This window comes from Gorillibacterium terrae (genome assembly GCF_051594785.1).
GTDB lineage: Bacteria > Bacillota > Bacilli > Paenibacillales > NBRC-103111 > Gorillibacterium.
In genome coordinates this window covers 154231-170812 of sequence record NZ_JBPPGI010000003.1, presented here as the reverse complement: position 1 = coordinate 170812, position 16582 = coordinate 154231, and the positions used below count along the sequence as shown (strand labels likewise).

At 52.9% G+C, this 16582-nt stretch carries 19 protein-coding genes; 15 read left to right on the top strand and 4 right to left on the bottom strand.

Annotation, left to right across the window (positions count from 1 at the left end; all coding sequences use genetic code 11):
• Positions 1–12: 12 nt before the first annotated feature.
• Positions 13–471, bottom strand: a complete 459-nt coding sequence (locus ACSEXS_RS13450) for a hypothetical protein (protein WP_438433747.1) — start codon at positions 469–471, stop codon at positions 13–15.
• 97 nt (positions 472–568) lie between these two features.
• Between ACSEXS_RS13450 and ACSEXS_RS13445 the strand changes: the two genes are divergently transcribed.
• On the top strand, positions 569–1111 hold the full coding sequence (locus ACSEXS_RS13445; RefSeq protein ID WP_438433746.1) for a hypothetical protein: 543 nt from the start codon (positions 569–571) through the stop codon (positions 1109–1111).
• 2 nt (positions 1112–1113) lie between these two features.
• Here ACSEXS_RS13445 and ACSEXS_RS13440 read toward each other — a convergent pair whose 3' ends face one another.
• Positions 1114–2016, bottom strand: a complete 903-nt coding sequence (locus tag ACSEXS_RS13440) for an alpha/beta hydrolase (RefSeq protein ID WP_438433745.1) — start codon at positions 2014–2016, stop codon at positions 1114–1116.
• 127 nt (positions 2017–2143) lie between these two features.
• Between ACSEXS_RS13440 and ACSEXS_RS13435 the strand changes: the two genes are divergently transcribed.
• The 3 genes from ACSEXS_RS13435 (at position 2144) to ACSEXS_RS13425 (ending at position 4750) form a co-directional block, all read left to right on the top strand.
• Positions 2144–3154, top strand: a complete 1011-nt coding sequence (locus tag ACSEXS_RS13435; protein ID WP_438433744.1) for a helix-turn-helix transcriptional regulator — start codon at positions 2144–2146, stop codon at positions 3152–3154.
• Positions 3151–4098, top strand: coding sequence for a helix-turn-helix transcriptional regulator (locus ACSEXS_RS13430; protein ID WP_438433743.1), 948 nt, complete (start codon positions 3151–3153; stop codon positions 4096–4098). The genes ACSEXS_RS13435 and ACSEXS_RS13430 overlap by 4 nt, the downstream gene beginning before the upstream one ends.
• 67 nt (positions 4099–4165) lie before the next feature.
• Entirely contained in the window at positions 4166–4750 is a 585-nt protein-coding gene (locus ACSEXS_RS13425) for a DinB family protein (RefSeq protein ID WP_438434041.1), read from the top strand.
• A 239-nt stretch (positions 4751–4989) separates the two neighbouring features.
• On the opposite strand, the gene dnaN is transcribed toward ACSEXS_RS13425, so the two are convergent.
• Together dnaN and ACSEXS_RS13415 are read right to left on the bottom strand one after the other, a co-directional pair.
• A complete protein-coding gene (gene dnaN / locus ACSEXS_RS13420) occupies positions 4990–6111 on the bottom strand; it encodes a DNA polymerase III subunit beta (protein WP_438433742.1) in 1122 nt (373 codons plus the stop codon).
• A 24-nt stretch (positions 6112–6135) separates the two neighbouring features.
• Positions 6136–6426 (bottom strand): hypothetical protein, encoded by a 291-nt coding sequence (locus ACSEXS_RS13415; RefSeq protein ID WP_438434040.1) that lies wholly within the window; start codon positions 6424–6426, stop codon positions 6136–6138.
• A 221-nt stretch (positions 6427–6647) separates the two neighbouring features.
• On the opposite strand from ACSEXS_RS13415, the gene ACSEXS_RS13410 reads away from it, so the two are divergent.
• The 11 genes from ACSEXS_RS13410 (at position 6648) to ACSEXS_RS13360 (ending at position 16542) form a co-directional block, all read left to right on the top strand.
• Positions 6648–7577 carry an alpha/beta hydrolase fold domain-containing protein gene (locus ACSEXS_RS13410; RefSeq protein ID WP_438433741.1) on the top strand — a complete coding sequence of 310 codons (930 nt, stop codon included), beginning with the start codon at positions 6648–6650 and terminating at the stop codon, positions 7575–7577.
• Positions 7578–7622: 45 nt separating this feature from the next.
• Positions 7623–8042 carry a DUF3237 family protein gene (locus ACSEXS_RS13405; RefSeq protein ID WP_438433740.1) on the top strand — a complete coding sequence of 140 codons (420 nt, stop codon included), beginning with the start codon at positions 7623–7625 and terminating at the stop codon, positions 8040–8042.
• 67 nt (positions 8043–8109) lie between these two features.
• Entirely contained in the window at positions 8110–9525 is a 1416-nt protein-coding gene (locus ACSEXS_RS13400; RefSeq protein ID WP_438433739.1) for a family 43 glycosylhydrolase, read from the top strand.
• Between the two features lie 330 nt (positions 9526–9855).
• Positions 9856–10692 (top strand): alpha/beta fold hydrolase, encoded by an 837-nt coding sequence (locus ACSEXS_RS13395; RefSeq protein ID WP_438433738.1) that lies wholly within the window; start codon positions 9856–9858, stop codon positions 10690–10692.
• A gap of 71 nt (positions 10693–10763) precedes the next feature.
• On the top strand, positions 10764–11207 hold the full coding sequence (locus ACSEXS_RS13390; protein ID WP_438433737.1) for a cell wall hydrolase: 444 nt from the start codon (positions 10764–10766) through the stop codon (positions 11205–11207).
• A gap of 288 nt (positions 11208–11495) precedes the next feature.
• The gene (locus ACSEXS_RS13385; protein ID WP_438433736.1) at positions 11496–12098 is read left to right on the top strand and encodes a hypothetical protein; all 603 of its coding nucleotides are present in this window, start codon (positions 11496–11498) and stop codon (positions 12096–12098) included.
• A gap of 43 nt (positions 12099–12141) precedes the next feature.
• Positions 12142–12534: a VOC family protein gene (locus tag ACSEXS_RS13380; protein ID WP_438433735.1), complete on the top strand. Its 393-nt coding sequence runs from the start codon at positions 12142–12144 to the stop codon at positions 12532–12534.
• Between the two features lie 203 nt (positions 12535–12737).
• On the top strand, positions 12738–14357 hold the full coding sequence (locus tag ACSEXS_RS13375; protein WP_438433734.1) for a sigma factor-like helix-turn-helix DNA-binding protein: 1620 nt from the start codon (positions 12738–12740) through the stop codon (positions 14355–14357).
• 318 nt (positions 14358–14675) lie between these two features.
• Positions 14676–15470: a Nif3-like dinuclear metal center hexameric protein gene (locus tag ACSEXS_RS13370; protein WP_438433733.1), complete on the top strand. Its 795-nt coding sequence runs from the start codon at positions 14676–14678 to the stop codon at positions 15468–15470.
• Positions 15471–15570: 100 nt separating this feature from the next.
• Positions 15571–16170 carry a hypothetical protein gene (locus ACSEXS_RS13365; RefSeq protein ID WP_438433732.1) on the top strand — a complete coding sequence of 200 codons (600 nt, stop codon included), beginning with the start codon at positions 15571–15573 and terminating at the stop codon, positions 16168–16170.
• Between the two features lie 24 nt (positions 16171–16194).
• Complete coding sequence (locus ACSEXS_RS13360) at positions 16195–16542, top strand: hypothetical protein (RefSeq protein ID WP_438433731.1); 348 nt, start codon at positions 16195–16197, stop codon at positions 16540–16542.
• Positions 16543–16582: the final 40 nt, after the last annotated feature.

The window sequence follows — 16582 nt, the reverse complement described above, 5'->3', positions numbered from 1 at the left end:
TCGTTCGGACGATCATTGGTTTAATAATCGGCTGCTGAGCTCGGACAGCTTATTTGCAGCTTCTGGATTTACCGGATTCTCATGCATTTGCTTCAGGGCTTCCCGCAGGGGTTGAAGGGTCGCCGGATTTGCCATTTCCTGCTTATTTTCAGGTTTGAGAAGAGCCATATACAGACTATAGAGAGACCCGTTTAGAGGCATATTCTTATCAGCATAGGAGGTTAGGCTCGATAAAGCCGATAAAGCGGATAATTGGGAAACCAATTTGGGGTACTCGCTTGGTTCAGATAAGTCTCTGTTAAGCGCAGCCTCAGTCTCCCCCACTTGGTAAACAAAGGTCTGATCAATTCGACTCTGAAGCTCATGCCGCTTTTTGTTATTTTGATGATCGGATAACATAAAAAAGAGCGACAGACCGGCTAAGGCAACAATGAGGAAAAGAACCAAGATTTTCTGATTTCGGCTGTTCAACGTATCAGCTCCTGCAAATCGGATATTTTCCACAATGGAATACTTAAATTTTACCACGTAAGGGTCATAGTGGGAAAAAATGCCTGGAGGGGAAAGGATGTTTTTATATCATTATTTTGATAACTCGATAGGCCCGTTTGTCAGCTTGTCCGATGTGCCGATCGATCAAGCCAAATCGGTGCTCGATACGATAAAACGAACCAAACCCCAAGCCCAAAGCTCGCAAAGGCACGATAACTATATGGAATATCGGCACAATTGCGAAGCCATCATCCGAACGGAATTCAGGAAAAAGGGCGGTCTTGCAACCCGATTATCGCCTCATTATATGGTGGTGGAACACAGTCCGTGGTTAAGCACGTGGTTTGAAAATAGCGCCTTTATCAAAATTCCTGTTGAGGAATTTGATTTAAACACGGTTTCCTTTACGTATGGCGACTCCATGCCGACCTTTAGCCCCACTGTCAACGACGGAAAAGAATATAGGCAGAGGCTGTATACTTATGATGAGATCTTACCCATCATTGAAAAGTACGGATTGCCTCAGGATTGGAACAACGACGGAAAATACGGCCCGGAGCGGTATATCGAAGCGCATATTTGGAGCGATGAAACGATCAACACCTATCGGCTGGGTTAACTTCATCGGAGATGCTGGGTGAGAAAGAGCGCCGCGCGGTCCAGGGCTTGATCGGCTTCGTCCAGTGTACCGGCGAATGCCTGGAACACATGGGGGACATCTGCCGTTACGTCAAGAATGACATCCACGCCCGCGGCCCGGGCGCGGTCGGCTAACTGCGTGGAATCGTCAAGCAACAGCTCATTCGTACCGACCTGCAGCAGCAGCGGCGGGAATCCGGCAAGATCGGCGAACCGGGCGGGGCTTACCAATTCATGATGCGGGTCCTGTCCCGCGAGGTACATCGCATCCGTCACGGCAAAGCCCTCCCGGGTGAAGAAGGGGTCGAGTCCCCTTTTGCTAGCCACGCTCGCTCCGGAGTGCGTCTTATCCAACCCCGGCGAGAACGCCATTACCGCTGCCGGCAGCGGCAAGCCTGCTTCCCGGGCCATCAGGCAAGTCGAGACGGCGATCCCGCCGCCGGCTGAATCGCCGGCAAAGGCGATGGACGCTGCCTCCACTCCGCGATCCAGAAGCTCGCGATAGGCGGCAAGGGCATCGTCAAGCGCTGCAGGAAAGGGATGTTCCGGAGCCAGGCGATAATCGAGGGAGACAGACCGGATACGGGTTCTGTCGACCAGGCCCGCGGTTAGGGACATGGCCGTGTAGGGGGAACCCATGACAAACGAGCCGCCATGGAAATAGAGAATGACGCCGGGGCGGTCATTCGGGGCGGGGTCAACGGGGTCAACAGCCACAGCGGGCCGATTGCCCAGGGTGGTCGGTACGGTTTGCACGCCCGCAGGCACTTTCATCGTCGCCATCAGGGCCGCGAAGCCTGCGCGCATCTCTTCAAGGCTTTGCGGCTTGGCGGACCCTTGAAGCCGCAACCTGTCATCCAGCTTCCTACGCTGTTCTCTGCTCATACGATTTTTCTCCTTCTCTCAAATTTGCTTTCTTTCGGCCGTATCGCTCCCAGCGATCCGGCGTATTCCTAGTGTATAATGCAATCGTGACAATCCTTGTCACGATCATTTTTTTGGGGATGAATGTATGGGAAAATCAAGGCGCCTGATTGAATTGATGATGGCCGTCAACCGAAAGCGAAGATTCACCGTCAAGGAGCTCGCCGAAGAATTCGGCGTATCGGCCCGGACCATGCTGCGCGATTTGCAGGAGTTGAGCGGAATGGGCGTGCCTTTATATTCTCAGGTCGGCGCCGGAGGCGGCTACCGGGTTCTGGCCGCGCGAAGCCTTCCCCCGATTTCCTTTACGGAGAATGAGGCCTTCTCCCTATTCTTCGCTTCCCATGCTCTTCGGCATTTCCGTTCGCTGCCCTTCGAGGCATCCGCCGAGTCCGCCCTTCGCAAGTTTTATCAGCATCTGCCGGAGGATGTGAAAAGCCAGATCGACGAGATGCGGCACCGAATTGACTTCTTTACGCATACTCGTCCCGAACGGGCGGATCACCTGGAGATCTTGCTCCAAGCGTCCCTTAGAAGGACGCCTGTCACGATCACTTACGGTGCTCCGAGCGATGAGATTCGTGAAAGAACCATTCAACCCCTCGGAATCTATGCCCATGAGGGATACTGGTTTTGCCCCGCTTACTGCTATCTGCGCCAAGCCTTCCGATTATTCCGGGTAGACCGGATCGGGTCGGCCGTTTGGGCGGATGCCGATGCATTGCCGCTTCCCGTGGATGTCTCCGAGGTGGATTTAACGAACTGGGGATTTCACTTTTATACCAACCGGGAAGGTATAGAGGTCAAAGTTAGGCTGACGGCAAAAGGGATGAAGTTGTTCCGGGATAAGAGTTGGATTTTCCCTTGGGGAGAAGTGCAGCTCACCCCTAACGGTACAGGCATGCTGGAGATGGAGATTCCCTCCGCGGAAATCCCTTTCTTTGCCGATTATTTCTATTCCTTCGGGGCCGAAGCGCTCGTGCTTCAACCGGAAGCATTGAGAGAAGCCGTCAGAAGCAAGCTAGGTCGTACTCTTGAAGCGTATAATCTCCCTGACCCGTCTGACGATTCGGATTCAATAAAGGAGGGGATGATGTGAACAAAACCGATCGGATGTTGGCCATCGTCATAGAGCTGCAGCGTAAAGGCGTTCTGCGCGCCGAGGATTTGGCTGCCAGGTTCGAGACGAGTATCCGCACGATTTACCGTGACGTTCAAGCGCTAAGCGAAGCGGGCGTTCCGGTGGCGGGTGCGCCGGGAGTAGGTTACTCCTTAATGGAGGGTTACTTTCTCCCTCCTGTCAGCTTCACGTCGGAGGAAGCGGTGGCGCTGCTCATCGGGGCGGACTTCGTGGAAATGAGGCTGGATGCGGAGTTCGGCGCGAAGGCCCGCAGCTCGCAGGAGAAGATCGAGGCGATCTTGCCGGAGAACGTACGCGAGGAGACCGAACGGATAAGGTCGACGATTCGGCTGTTGAATGAAAGAGGGACGAAAACGAGCGGTCAGGAAAAAGAGACGTTCGAGAAGCTGCGCCAGGCGATCCTGCGGAAGCGCAGGGTTCGTTTCCGCTACTCCAAAAACTTGCCGAACCCGGATGAGTCCCGTCACAGCGAGCGAACGGTTGATCCTTACGGTCTCGTTTTTTCCCACGGGGTGTGGATGCTGGTTGCGTTCTGCGGGCTCAGGCATGACATCCGGCACTTTCGGCTGTCTCGCATGCATGGACTTGCCGTACTGGAAGATTCGTTCCGGATCATTCCGGGTTTTCGCTTTCAAGATCATCGGCTTATCGATGATCGGAAGGTGACCGTCCGCCTGTTGATCGACCAAGCCATTGCGGAGCGGGTTCAGGAATCGGACAATTTCTACATGGAGTCGTTTGAGCCGGGGAAAGAAGGCTGGCTGGCGACGCTCCGTGTCCGGAGGGTGGAGGACCTCCTTCAATGGACGCTCGGATGGGGTGCCGCGGTGCGGGTGCTTGAGCCGGAATCGCTGCGCGAACGGGTGCGCGAGGAAATCCAAAAAATGCTTGAACGCTACTGACAACCTGCTGTCAGTAGCGTTGATGTATGCTGGATTCAACTTAAGCAAAAAGGAGTTGGATTCCGCCATGGATGCGAAAGAAACGCTGCGTACATTCGAGGAGACGGTAAGCGGGTATTTTCAAGAAATAAATGGTTTAAGTCTTGATCAATTGCTTTGGAAACCGGCAGAAGACGAATGGTCGCTCGGTCAGATGTACATGCACTTAATCCGTTCCGCGCAGTTTATGCAGTTGAGGAACGCCGCCTTGTGCCTCGAACCGGGCGGCAGCCCGGAAGTCGCACATACGGGAAAGACGAAGCCGGGAGAGGTTTTGTTCAAGACGGGGAGCTTCCCGCCGGAGCGAATCCGAGTTGCCCCGTCCCCGCAATACACGCCGCCGCAACCGGAGAGCAAGGAACAACTTGTCGACGGGTTGCGGGATACGTTACGACGGATGGTCGAGATCGAACCGAGGATTGCGTCGGAGTTTGATCCGGTTATCCAAGTGCGACGGGAAGCGGGTAAGGAGATCGTTCGAAATACGGTTCTCCATCCGCGATTCGGCGGATTGAATGCATGGGAATGGTTCCGATTGGTCGAGATGCACTATCGTCATCATTTGCTCCAGAAGAGGCGTCTGGACGACGCCTGGAGAGAAACGCATAGGTGAGCCTGGGTAGATTCCCGGCCGGCAGACGAGAATCGAAGGACGCAGGAGAAGCAAGGGTCCTGGATGCCGGACCACACAAGTTTCAGCAAGAGCGGCTCGGATTAAGGATGGTTCACCTTGGCGGATCATTCAGCGGCTCATTCCGAAGAATATTCGGACAGGAAGTCCAGCCCTGCGCAAGGTTAACTCTAAGAAGAACTCCGAAAGCCCTTGGATGCGGTCGGTTTTCGGGGTTTCTTTCAATTAGGTGTCCTTACTGGAGTAATCAAGAACACCGACATGAGCGAATCGTCTGGAAGTATGACCATGGGGCTAGTCTTCCCTGCGTATCTTATTCGGACACTCGCACAATCACTGTTAAGAAGGATATCGATAAGAAGCTTTCCGTTCAGGGATAGGATGAATCCTTCTCCATAGCTATCTACTATAGGAACTTCATCCTCCATATCCCCGATTTCCGCTATTCTGGACAATAGCTTTACTTTATCTGCACTGGCTACTAGCCTAATAATGTTTTCACTAGCCAACACCGTTACGCATTCAACCGCTTTCAAGAACCGGGCTTTATCAACTACGATTTCAGATAGATAGGATGGAGGGATTACATTCTTTATAGAAGGAAAAGTTCCTTCAATAAGAACAGACTCTACCCTCAGTCCATTTGCCATAAATCTCACTCGGTTATGGCTCACTTCTATTTCAGTCGATTCCTCTTCATTGCTTAGCATCTTCGATAGTTCATAAAGACTTTTTGCTGGAATAATCGCATTACAACGCAACTTTGTATGACTTTCCAAAGGTAAAGTTCGGGAAGCAAGACGAACTCCGTCCGTAGCAATGAGGGTTACGGATTCATTATCGCATTCGAAGAAAACTCCCGTTAATACGGGTCTGGTCTCGGACGTGGATGCCATGATCGCTACTTGTTTAATAGTCGACCTAAACAAGGCATTCCTTATTCGCAGTCTATTAGGAGAAAGTGCCCCATTATCAAAATTCGGGAATTCGGATGAGTCCATTCCACATAATCGGATTTGAGAATGCCCTGAAATGATAGTAAGATTCAATGGCTCTTTTATTTCAAGTACAAGCCTTTCATCCGTTAGTTTACGAACGACATCATAAAAATACCGTGATGGTATCACAATAGCTCCTGTTCTTCTGACGATCACAGAAACATCGTCTTGAGGAATCATAGAATGGATCGTCAAACTCGTATTACTTGCGGTAAAACTAAGCCCCTTCTCTCCAGCCTGTATATGTATCCCTTGAAGTATAGGGATTGGACTATTCACCGCTACTGCCTTTATTACGTGCTGCACCGCGTTCAAAAGAGCAGTTTTCGTTATCTCAACCAGCATAGACCTCACCTCCCCCCCAGAAAATTATTTTGCATAGTAGGACTCAATAAGGGTACGAATAACCTCCGAACGAGAAAGTTGATTATCCGTGCAGCAGCCTTCAATTTTTCCCCACATTTCCTCTGTCAGGGTTAAGGATACCTTTTTAGTCACCCCTATCCTCTTCCTGCCAGAGCCCTCTCGAAGACCACCTCTCGAAAAGACAAACCCTAACTGACCTTCTTTATTGGAGACACCAACGTTAATCTTATTTGGGTTCATTTTTCTACGCCTCGATTTTTTTGATTTAGGTAACTTAAATCTATAGTAATTCATCTTCACCTTATCACACTCCTGTACAGGCGTACATTATTTTCAATCTATCAAGCGGAAGCCCCCCCAGTCGGTCCGATGGATATTTTGAGTGAACCTAGCTGTATCTGATCCGACCCCCAGTAATGGGGGGGCTACCTCTTTAAACTGGTTATTGCATCCGGTTTCATTTTGGACCAAGATGGAGGGGTGTGACTCAAAAACAAGGCAGAGGAGCGTAACGAATGGATCAGCTGGCAGCGGATCGGGCAGCCCATGAACTGCCGACAGGAACCCAGATTCTCTATGGGGAGTTTGCCGAAGGAGGTACCTCTTACTCCTGCTCGTACCGGCCCGACGTCGTATATGCGAGCTACGGCGACGTGGACCGACGACTTCAACTCATTCTCCCCCAACGGATGGGATATAAATTCCCTTTGGTGGTGTTCGTTCAAGGCTCCGCATGGAGGAAACAAGACCTCTACGCCGCGATTCCGAATCTGTGTCGGATTGCAGCCAAGGGGTATGTAATCGCCAGCGTCGAAATCCGGGACACGGACATCGCCCCATTCCCGGCGGCCGTGGAAGATGTGAAGTGCGCCATCCGGTTTATGCGCCGGCATGCGGAGGAATACGGAGTCGATCCGGAGCGGGTCGCGGTATGGGGAGATTCATCGGGCGGACACCTTGCCCTCATGACGGGCCTTACTATCGGCGAATACGATAATGGCCTGTACAGCGAGCAGTCGGACAACGTCAGCGCGGTCATCGATTATTATGGGGTCTCCGATCTGCTGACGTTAGGAAAGTACAATGCCATCCTCGACCATGACGCCGCCGATTCCCCGGAGGGTTTGCTGATTGGAGGAAGCGTGAAGGAGCATGTGGAACGGGCGAAACAGGCAAGCCCTCTCCATCAGAATCTGGATAAGCGGCTTCCGCCGTTTCTCCTCATCCATGGAGATCGCGATTCGGTCGTCCATGTGAACCAGAGCATCGAGATGTACAAGGCCCTGAAGGAGCATGGACAGCAGGCTATCCTGTATAAGGTCGTGGGTGCGGATCACGGCACAGGCATATGGAGCCCTCAGGTGCTGACGGTTACCGAGCAATTCCTGTCCGCTCACCTGCATCGACCCTCTCTACCGAAGCCGCCGGTTCAGCATGAACAATAGAAACGGAACAGCGGCGTGCCGTTTGGGGATTGGGGAGGTTGAATCATGAACTGGGAAGACGTGTTTACGGTCCATGTAAAAATCAAAAAATCCACCGTCTTGCATCGGGAGGATGGGGATTCGGTCGTTATGATAGCGTTTACAGGCGATGTAGCGGGAAGGCTCTTCCAAGGCAAGGTGCTGGACGGGGGCATCGACACGCAAATCATAGGCAAGCCCGGGGGCCATCATACCTTGTCGGCCCGCTATATGCTGGAAGGAACGGATTGTACGGGGGAAACCTGCCTTATCTACATCGAGAATAACGGCGAAATGCACCCGGAGCCGGGAGAGGCTTTATTTCGCACGCACCCGAAAATCATTACGAACAGCCAAGCGCTGTCTTTCCTGAATCACGACCTGCTCGTGGGAGAAGGGCTGCCAACGGAGTCGGGGGTAGACATCTCCCTATACCGATGGGCGTAACCCATCAAGCAAGTGTTGCGCAACAAAGACCCAATAACAGACCAGACAAGGAGTGACTCTCGTTCCGATGAACAAGCAAGGACTCAACCCCTATCTTCCCTCCTGGGAGTACATCCCCGACGGAGAACCGCATGTATTTCACGATCGCGTGTATGTCTATGGCTCGCATGACCGGTTTAACGGGCATGTATTCTGCTTAAACGATTACGTCTGCTGGTCGGCACCGGTGGAGGACCTGTCCGATTGGCGGTATGAAGGCGTGATTTACCGAAAGACGGATGATCCCCTCAACCCGGACGGAAGCATGTGCCTCTATGCTCCGGACGTTACGGTAGGTCCGGATGGCCGGTATTATCTGTACTATGTGCTGGATAAAGTCTCCATCGTATCCGTCGCCGTCTGCGATACCCCGGCGGGCACCTATCAATTCTACGGCTACGTGCAGGATTCCGAGGGCAATCGCCTGGGCGAGCGGGCGGGCGACCAGCCTCAGTTTGATCCCGGCGTCCTCACGGAAGGAGACCAAACCTATCTGTACACCGGTTTCTGCGCCGCCCGCGACCGGTCCAGAAAGGGCGCCATGGCCACGGTGCTCGGCCCGGATATGCTCACGATTCGAGAGGAACCGGTCTTCATTGCGCCGAGCGAGCCTTACAGCAAGGGAAGCGGCTACGAAGGGCACGAATTCTTCGAGGCGCCCTCCATCCGGAAGAAGGGCGACACCTATTATTTCGTCTATTCCTCGGTAGTCATGCATGAGTTGTGCTATGCGACCAGCAAGCATCCGACCCGCGGTTTTGTGTACCAGGGGGTGATCGTCAGCAATTGCGATCTCCACATCGATACCTACAAGCCGGCCAACAAGCCGATGTATTATGGCGGGAACAACCACGGCGGTATGGTTGAGGTGAAGGGTCAGTGGTACATCTTCTACCACCGGCACACCCATGGCACCAGCTTCAGCCGGCAGGGCTGCATCGAACCGATCGTCATCCGGGAGGACGGGACCATTCCCCAAGTCGAGATGACCTCCTGCGGCCCCCATGTCGGAGCGCTGAACGGGCGCGGCGAATACCCCGCCTATGCAGCCTGCAACCTGTTCTGCCGGGATGAAGAGATGTACACGGGCACCTACGGGGCCTGGATGGACGGCCGATTCCCGAAGATCACCCAGGATGGAAAAGACGGGGATGAGGAAATCGGCTACATTGCAAATATGAGGGATTCGGCTACGGCAGGATTCAAGTATTTTCAATGTGAGGGTATTCAGAAGGTCCGCATTAAGGTGCGCGGGTATGCGCGCGGCAGCTTTGAGGTCAGAACCGCCTGGGATGGACCGGCCCTCGGCAGGATTCCGGTCGAGTTTACGAATGTCTGGACCGAGTATGCGGCGGATATCGGCATCCCCGACGGTGTACAAGCCCTGTATTTTACCTATACAGGCATGGGCAATGCGAGCTTGGCTTCATTTGCCTTGGAATAAGCAACACGTTCAATGCTCCTTCCCGTCAAACTCTGCCCGGAGAGACGGAAAGGAGTTTTTTTTATCTATATAGACGGAACAAAAGAAAGCCGGAGAAGTGGAAGGTCGTGAAGAAGCGAAGTGTTCGCCTTTGATCCCCGATTTCCCCTAAAAAGTTCATTCCGGAAATCGGAGATCAACAGCGATCGGAATGACATTCCAACGGCGCAGGCGCAACGATTAAGTTCCATCTATATAATTCTGCGATGGGTTTGGTTACCATGGATCGCAATGGTATAATTGAGAAGCACTATCAATTGCATGCTACTCAATGAATTGGAGGGATTGGTTATGGCGAAGATTACGGTGGGACATGAGAATGGAGTGCCGATTGAGCTGCATTATGAGCAGTTCGGAGCAGGAGATCCGATTGTGCTGATTCACGGCTGGCCGCTCAGCGGAAGGTCCTGGGAGAAGCAGGTCCCCGCGCTGGTGGAAGCGGGCTACCGAGTGATCACGTATGACCGCCGGGGATTCGGACAATCCTCCCAACCGTGGAGCGGGTACGAGTACGATACGCTCGCGGCAGATCTGCATGAATTGATCCGCCAGCTCGATCTGACGAAGGTGACCTTGGTCGGGTTCTCGATGGGCGGCGGCGAGGTGGCGCGGTACATAGCGACCTATGGGACGGAGCGGATAGCGAAGGCGGTGTTCGCCGGAGCCGTTCCGCCTTACCTGTACCAATCGGCGGATAATCCGGACGGCGGGCTCGACGATACCACCATCCAAGGGTTCCAAGACGGCGTGAAGGCGGACCGGCTGGCGTTCCTGGAGGAGTTCACGACCAATTTCTTTGCCTCCGGCGAGAAGACCGACTTGGTCAGCGAAGCCTTCCGCTTGTATAACCGTGACATCGCGGCGTTTGCCTCGCCCAAAGGCACGCTCGATTGCATCTCGGCGTTCAGCTATACGGATTTCCGCGGCGACTTGGAGAAAATCAACGTGCCGACGCTGGTCATTCACGGCGATTCGGACGGGATCGTGCCGGTGGAGGTCAGCGGACAAAAGACGCATGAGCGGATTCCCGGAAGCCGGCTCGTCATAATCAAAGGCGGCCCGCATGGATTCAATGCCACCCATGCCGAGGAATTCAACGAGGCCCTGCTGCGGTTCTTGAAAGGCTGACCTTTTTGCCCCAGTCACACTTCCGCTTCGCCTATAATATGATGAGACCAGAACGCTAAAGAGGTGAGCCAATGGCAGTCGTAAAAGCCCGAGAGCAGGATATCGACATGTTGGCAAGGCTGCTTCGAGCCGAGGCGGAGACCGAAGGCGAACGGGGCATGCTTCTCGTTGGAAATGTTGGCATTAACCGAGTAAGGGCGAATTGCTCGGATTTCAAAGGAATCCGCACCATTCCCCAGATGATCAACCAGCCGCATGCGTTCGAAGCGCTGCAGCACGGCTTGTTCTACCAACGATCGAGAGAGCGGGAACGCCGTCTGGCGCAGCGGGCGGTGAATGGCGAGCGCAATTGGCCGGCCAAATTCTCTCTCTGGTACTTCCGCCCCGGATCGTTCGAGAACCCCGGCCCCTGCCCGGACACTTGGTACAATCAACCGCTCGCCGGACGATGGAAAAAGCATTGTTTTTATGAACCGACCGCCGAAGAATGCGAAAGTGTCTATAATACGTTTTAGTTTCTTCTCCATTCTTGCCGCGTTCATCGCGCCGATTCTTCGAAGAGGATTTGAAGGCGTTGAAGGAGAAGTGGCAGGAGCTTCAACGTCGGGAAACGAAGCACTGCGGAAAGATGAACATACGAAAAAAAAGAGCCCTGATGGGCTCTTTTTCATATTCTTCTTACTTGTCCTAAGCCAAGCCAAAACAAGGCGAGAATCGTTATACCGAGCTAATCTATTGCCGATGGACTTTCCTCCAAGTACAATCATAGAAAATCCCCTTGCTCCATGAGGTGAAAAGCGATTATGAGATTGATCCAACCCATCACGGACGATGCGATGGTCGCTGAATTTTTGCGGGCCGAGATCGGGTCCAAACGATTCGGTCCCCTCATTCGAAAGAGTCTGGCGGATCAAGATGCCCGTATTCTCACGCACCCCGATTTGCATGCGGAGGATGAGAATACCTATAGGAAATGGTTGTTAGGCGAAGTCAGAGGGTACGGAAGGAATCGCGACCTGTTTGAGAACTTTCCTTCCCAGATCAACTGGTATAAGGCACTTCTTAGGAAAGAAGAGGTCCGATCGGTGATGTATATTGATTATAGCTATTGGAACGAGCTATCGAACCATACCCGTCTCCCGATTGAGGCCGCCCGGAACATCCGGAATAACGTTGAAGTGTTCGGCGTTAAAAACGATGGCTTCCGAGAGGTAGCTTCCGTCATTCGTGAAGGCAAGACCTTTCCGAATCTGATTCTGGTAACCTGCGACGAAAACTCGAGGATCGTTGTCTTGGAAGGTCATGCAAGGCTAACGGGATTCTGGATGGCCCCGGAGTGGATTCCGGAGGAGCTGGAAGTGATGATCGGCTTCTCCCCGGATTTTATTTCTTGGGACCTGTATTAAGGACGTATTGTGGTAGAAGCCATGTACACTTGGAGGGATTCATGTGAAATTAGGCGCAACGCTGTACATCCAGAATACCGTGGAAGCGGTGAAGCTTTACCAGGAAGCCTTCGGCCTGACGCTGGGCTATCAGGTGCGTTTTCCGGACGGAACCTTCCTGCACGCAGAACTGCAGAAAGACGGCAGCGAGGTGTTCGCGGTCAGCGAATGCCGCAACGATGCTTTTGTCGCGACGATGCGGGCCTCCTCCCTGCAGGAATCGCGTCCGACGATGAGTTATTCGCTTACGTTTGCAAATGCGGAGGAAGTCGAGAACGCCTATACCCTGCTGGCCGAAGGCGGGACGGTTCTGTTCCCGCTCGGCTCGCTGCCTTGGAGCGCTTGCTGTGCCGAGGTGGTAGACCGCTATGGGGTGTATTGGTACATAACGGTGTGAGCCACATTCCCTCACCAATCGCCGCTATGAATGCGAAGGCCAAAGGAGGAGTTCCCGGGTTAGGGTCTCCTCCTTTCGTCGGTTTTACGGAGGGAAAGAAGGCAGCATGGTAAGAAAAGAATGGTCTTCGTCCCCCAACCTTTTTCATTTTCGCTGCAGTATTTAATGGAGTGCCATCTGAAATGAAGGAGCCCCTTCCCACCATGGATAAGCAGCAAGCCGACCGGATCATCCAGGATTACATCAAACCTCTGTTTGGATTTGCCTTGAACAAGACGGGCCATATCGCCGAAGCCGAGGAGCTGGCGGGCACCATCACGCTGGAGGTCTACCAAGCGCTTCTCAAAAAGACGGAGTTTCTTGATCTGAACCGCTACGTCTTTAAGATCGCGCATTATGTGTGGGCGAAATACGTCGGCGGACAAGTAAAGGCGTCCAACCAGCTGCGGATCGATGACAACGAGGTGATGTCCCGAGACGAGGGTTTTGATGCCATCATCCGCCAAGAAACGGTTGGCGCCTTGCGGCGGGAAATCGCTTTTTTATCGCGCCAGCAACGGGAAATTGTCGTTCAGTACTACTACGGTGACATGAAAATCGGCGAAATCGCGGCTGCCATGGGGCTTTCCACCGGCACGGTCAAATGGCACTTATTCGAAGCGAAAAAGGAGCTAAAACAGAAAATGGACACCATTCGATCCGTGGGCAATCTTGGCATCAACCCGATCCGCATGACAAACTTAGGGCATAGCGGCTCCCCGGGCAACAAAGGCGACACCTCTGACTTTCTGGCGACGGCGATCCGGCAGAACATCGCTTTTGCCGCCTATCACAAGCCGCGAACGGTTAACGAAATTGCCGAAGAGCTGGGGATCTCCCCCGTATTTATCGAGGACGAAATCAAACCGTTAGAGGAATACGGGTTTATGGATCAACTGGCGGGCGGAAAATATCGGACGAATATGTACATAGAAGAGCCGTCTCAACCAAAAAGCGAGGCCCTGCATCGGCTGTTCGAAGAGTATGCCGAGATTGCCGTCGAGCATTATTTCAAATCGCTGTTCTCCATGGAGGACGTGTTCCAAGAGACGGGGGTATCCATTCCAGGCCATGATTTCAATGTGCTCTTGTGGAGTCTCATTCCGTTTGCGGGTCAACAGTTGAGCTTCAAAGAACTCAACCGGGTGAGCCATTCCGAGGTTTCCGTCAGCCGAAAAGACGGCGGCCATTACGCCGCTTTTGCCACCATCGACAGAAGGTTTGACGTCAGCTTTGACGGCTCCCTCTATTCGTTTTGCGGCGATATGAATCGGGATTCCGATGAGCCCGCCCTGAAGGCCTGGCAAGTCGATACGTGGTGGTGCGGCAGGAAGGGCGGCTGGAGAGACAACATGAGTTCGGATTTCATCCATCTCATGCACGTCATTCAAGGGGATCTGCCGCAAACCCATGCGAATGTCGACGTCTATCGCCGTCTGTTCGACAAGCAATATCTGCTTCGAACCGAATCTGGCCTTGAAGTAAATATTGTTTATTGCAAAGATAAACAAACCGGAGAACGTCTGCAGGCGGCGATTCCAGAACCGTCCGAATCCATCCGGGAAGCCGCAGCGAAGTTGGATCAGGCGGTCTATCGCTTGAATCTAGAAGGCCAGCCCGACCATGCGCATAAATATATACACTACTGGTCGCAGAATAGCATGGCGTCGGGACCCATGCGCGCTTACGTGCTGAAGCATTTGGTCGACATCGGTCTGTTACAGGTTCCCGACCCGCAGCGGCAAAAGGGTATATCCACCATCCTGTTCATGAATCAAGCTTGATGGAACGCCATTCTTAAAAAGATGGCAGAGAGTACGTCGGCTTCCTCCGAATGGTTGCGAGCTAAACGTAAAGGAGACAAGAAAGGGAGCGTCCGCCGGCGACTCCCCTTTTTATTAGCTCCACACGCGGTAAACCGTACTTTTGTGCGATCTCCCCTGAAACCTTTGAAAGACTGATGGAAAATTTGGCGCAAGGATTGCTATACCAGATCTTGTAAACTGGGTCTTAATTGTGATAAGAATGAGTTAAATGAAGCGTAGTTTCAAATAACCGGTTCCATCTCGATTTCCTGTTCAGAATATAAGGAGGTCTCGAACATGATCATTACGGTGCAGAGAGTGATTGATCGTCTAATTGAACCGGTTGGCCCTCTGGAACGGACGGTTGATTTACTGAAGAGCGGACGCCTGGATGCAGAGGTCCGTAAAGTGGTAGTTGTGTTCATGGCGACTTATGCAGTCATTCAGCAAGCGGTTGAATCGGGTGTCGATCTGATCATCACACATGAGCCGACTTACTACAACCACATGGATGAAGTGGCGTGGCTAGCCAATAATCAAGTATTTGAGAGGAAGCGGAGGCTTATCGAGGAGTCGGGTATTTCGATTTTTCGACTGCACGATTATATCCATGAATATAAGCCGGACGGCATTCTAATCGGCATGCTAAAGAAGCTGGAATGGGAAGCTTACGCAAACCCAGAGGAGCTAACTCTCCTTACGCTCCCCCCTGATGAGAGGCATACCGTCCGTACCCTAGCTGCTCATCTGAAAAACAAGCTCGATATCGATAGCCTGCTGATCGCCGGTGATCCGGAAATGCAGGTGAGGAATTTCGGATTTTTAGTGGGCGCGTCTGGCGGTCGTTCGCATATCCAATACTTTGAGAGCCGAAATATCGATCTTCTCATCGTTGGCGAGACGAATGAATGGGAGACGAACGAATATGTGAGAGATGCTGCGGATATGGGACTTCCAAAGGCGTTGATTGTTACAGGACACCAGAACAGTGAAGAGGCAGGGATGCTGACCGTCGTGGACATGGTACGTGAAGCCTTCCCCCAACTTCAAGTGGACTTCATCGCAAGCCCTCCTGCGGTAATGCGCATTTAATTAATCATATCTGTCGTCTGATACCGAGTGCCTTCCTGTTCGGTATGCGAACGTATCGAAGGTTCTCTTATTCCTGATCTTTCTAAAGGGGGGAGTCGGATTGAAGGTCAATCTCATCACCGGTGTATTCAGACGCCTGCTCTTGGGGATTAGCATCAGCCTGATGCTGATGAGTGCCGGATGTTCCCGCGGGGAAGCCGAGGAACAGAAGCCGGCAGCGGTGAGCGTGCAGGCAGACGAGATGCTCGCGATCCCTTGGAACGAGGGCTGGTCGGTGGCCGTCAGTGTGACCCCCGGCATCCCGATTGAGCTCCACGGCAGCGGGGAGATTAAATACGACCTGTCCGGCGATACGCAGCAGATGTGGATCGAACAGGCGGGGGAACTGGTCAGCCTCGACAAGGCGGGAACCACTCGTAAGGCGGAGGAACGTCTGTATTGGAACCCCGTTCTCGGGAATCCTCCGAAGCAGCTTGACGATATCGAAACCTCCTGGATTCGCCTCGTGCGCAAGCAGGAAGGCCATCCCACCGGTCTGGTGCTGGTGAAGTTCTCGCCGAGCAAGCCGGAGGATACGAAGAGCGGGCCGACCTTCAAAGCGGAGATCGTCGCCAGCTTGGCCTTTCCCCAGAAGGACGGAACGTATCAATCCATATCGGACAAAGAGCTCCAGGAGCTTGCGGAAACGTACCAAAAGTAGGACTGGGAAAGAGGATGTATCTCGATGCCTCATATCATCGATTTAATCGTTCGAGACGTACCGAAAGTCTTTATAACGGTCGGTCTGTCGATTCTTTTCCCCGTCCTCCTGTATAAACTTATTTCCCGTTTAAAAAGAACGATTGCCATTTTCCTCTATTGGCTGCTCCTACCGATCGGGCTCGCAATAGGTTTTTGGGGGCCCTTCCTGGTTATGGGCTGGATAGAGGCTGACGATCTCGATAAGTGGGATTTCCTCCTGGACTATTCGCTGAAGACGGGCTTTTTCTTCTATGTGTTCATCCCCATGAGTCTGACTGCCCTGATCTGCACCATGGTCGGCTATGTTCGCGCTCTTGTGTTTAAACGCTAAGAGGAACGGCCGCTCCCGGATCAAAGGTAACATTTGCGAG

What these genes read in the sequence shown, in the direction of transcription:
- ACSEXS_RS13445 (WP_438433746.1), top strand. Translation starts at nt 569, where the DNA reads ATGTTTTTATATCATTATTTTGATAACTCGATAGGCCCGTTTGTCAGC.
- dnaN (WP_438433742.1), bottom strand. Translation starts at nt 6,111, where the DNA reads ATGCTGGTTGAGATAACGAAAACTGCTCTTTTGAACGCGGTGCAGCAC.
- ACSEXS_RS13415 (WP_438434040.1), bottom strand. Translation starts at nt 6,426, where the DNA reads ATGAATTACTATAGATTTAAGTTACCTAAATCAAAAAAATCGAGGCGT.
- ACSEXS_RS13425 (WP_438434041.1), top strand. Translation starts at nt 4,166, where the DNA reads ATGGATGCGAAAGAAACGCTGCGTACATTCGAGGAGACGGTAAGCGGG.
- ACSEXS_RS13385 (WP_438433736.1), top strand. Translation starts at nt 11,496, where the DNA reads ATGAGATTGATCCAACCCATCACGGACGATGCGATGGTCGCTGAATTT.
- ACSEXS_RS13405 (WP_438433740.1), top strand. Translation starts at nt 7,623, where the DNA reads ATGAACTGGGAAGACGTGTTTACGGTCCATGTAAAAATCAAAAAATCC.
- ACSEXS_RS13440 (WP_438433745.1), bottom strand. Translation starts at nt 2,016, where the DNA reads ATGAGCAGAGAACAGCGTAGGAAGCTGGATGACAGGTTGCGGCTTCAA.
- ACSEXS_RS13390 (WP_438433737.1), top strand. Translation starts at nt 10,764, where the DNA reads ATGGCAGTCGTAAAAGCCCGAGAGCAGGATATCGACATGTTGGCAAGG.
- ACSEXS_RS13395 (WP_438433738.1), top strand. Translation starts at nt 9,856, where the DNA reads ATGGCGAAGATTACGGTGGGACATGAGAATGGAGTGCCGATTGAGCTG.
- ACSEXS_RS13370 (WP_438433733.1), top strand. Translation starts at nt 14,676, where the DNA reads ATGATCATTACGGTGCAGAGAGTGATTGATCGTCTAATTGAACCGGTT.
- ACSEXS_RS13435 (WP_438433744.1), top strand. Translation starts at nt 2,144, where the DNA reads ATGGGAAAATCAAGGCGCCTGATTGAATTGATGATGGCCGTCAACCGA.
- ACSEXS_RS13410 (WP_438433741.1), top strand. Translation starts at nt 6,648, where the DNA reads ATGGATCAGCTGGCAGCGGATCGGGCAGCCCATGAACTGCCGACAGGA.
- ACSEXS_RS13375 (WP_438433734.1), top strand. Translation starts at nt 12,738, where the DNA reads ATGGATAAGCAGCAAGCCGACCGGATCATCCAGGATTACATCAAACCT.
- ACSEXS_RS13360 (WP_438433731.1), top strand. Translation starts at nt 16,195, where the DNA reads ATGCCTCATATCATCGATTTAATCGTTCGAGACGTACCGAAAGTCTTT.
- ACSEXS_RS13400 (WP_438433739.1), top strand. Translation starts at nt 8,110, where the DNA reads ATGAACAAGCAAGGACTCAACCCCTATCTTCCCTCCTGGGAGTACATC.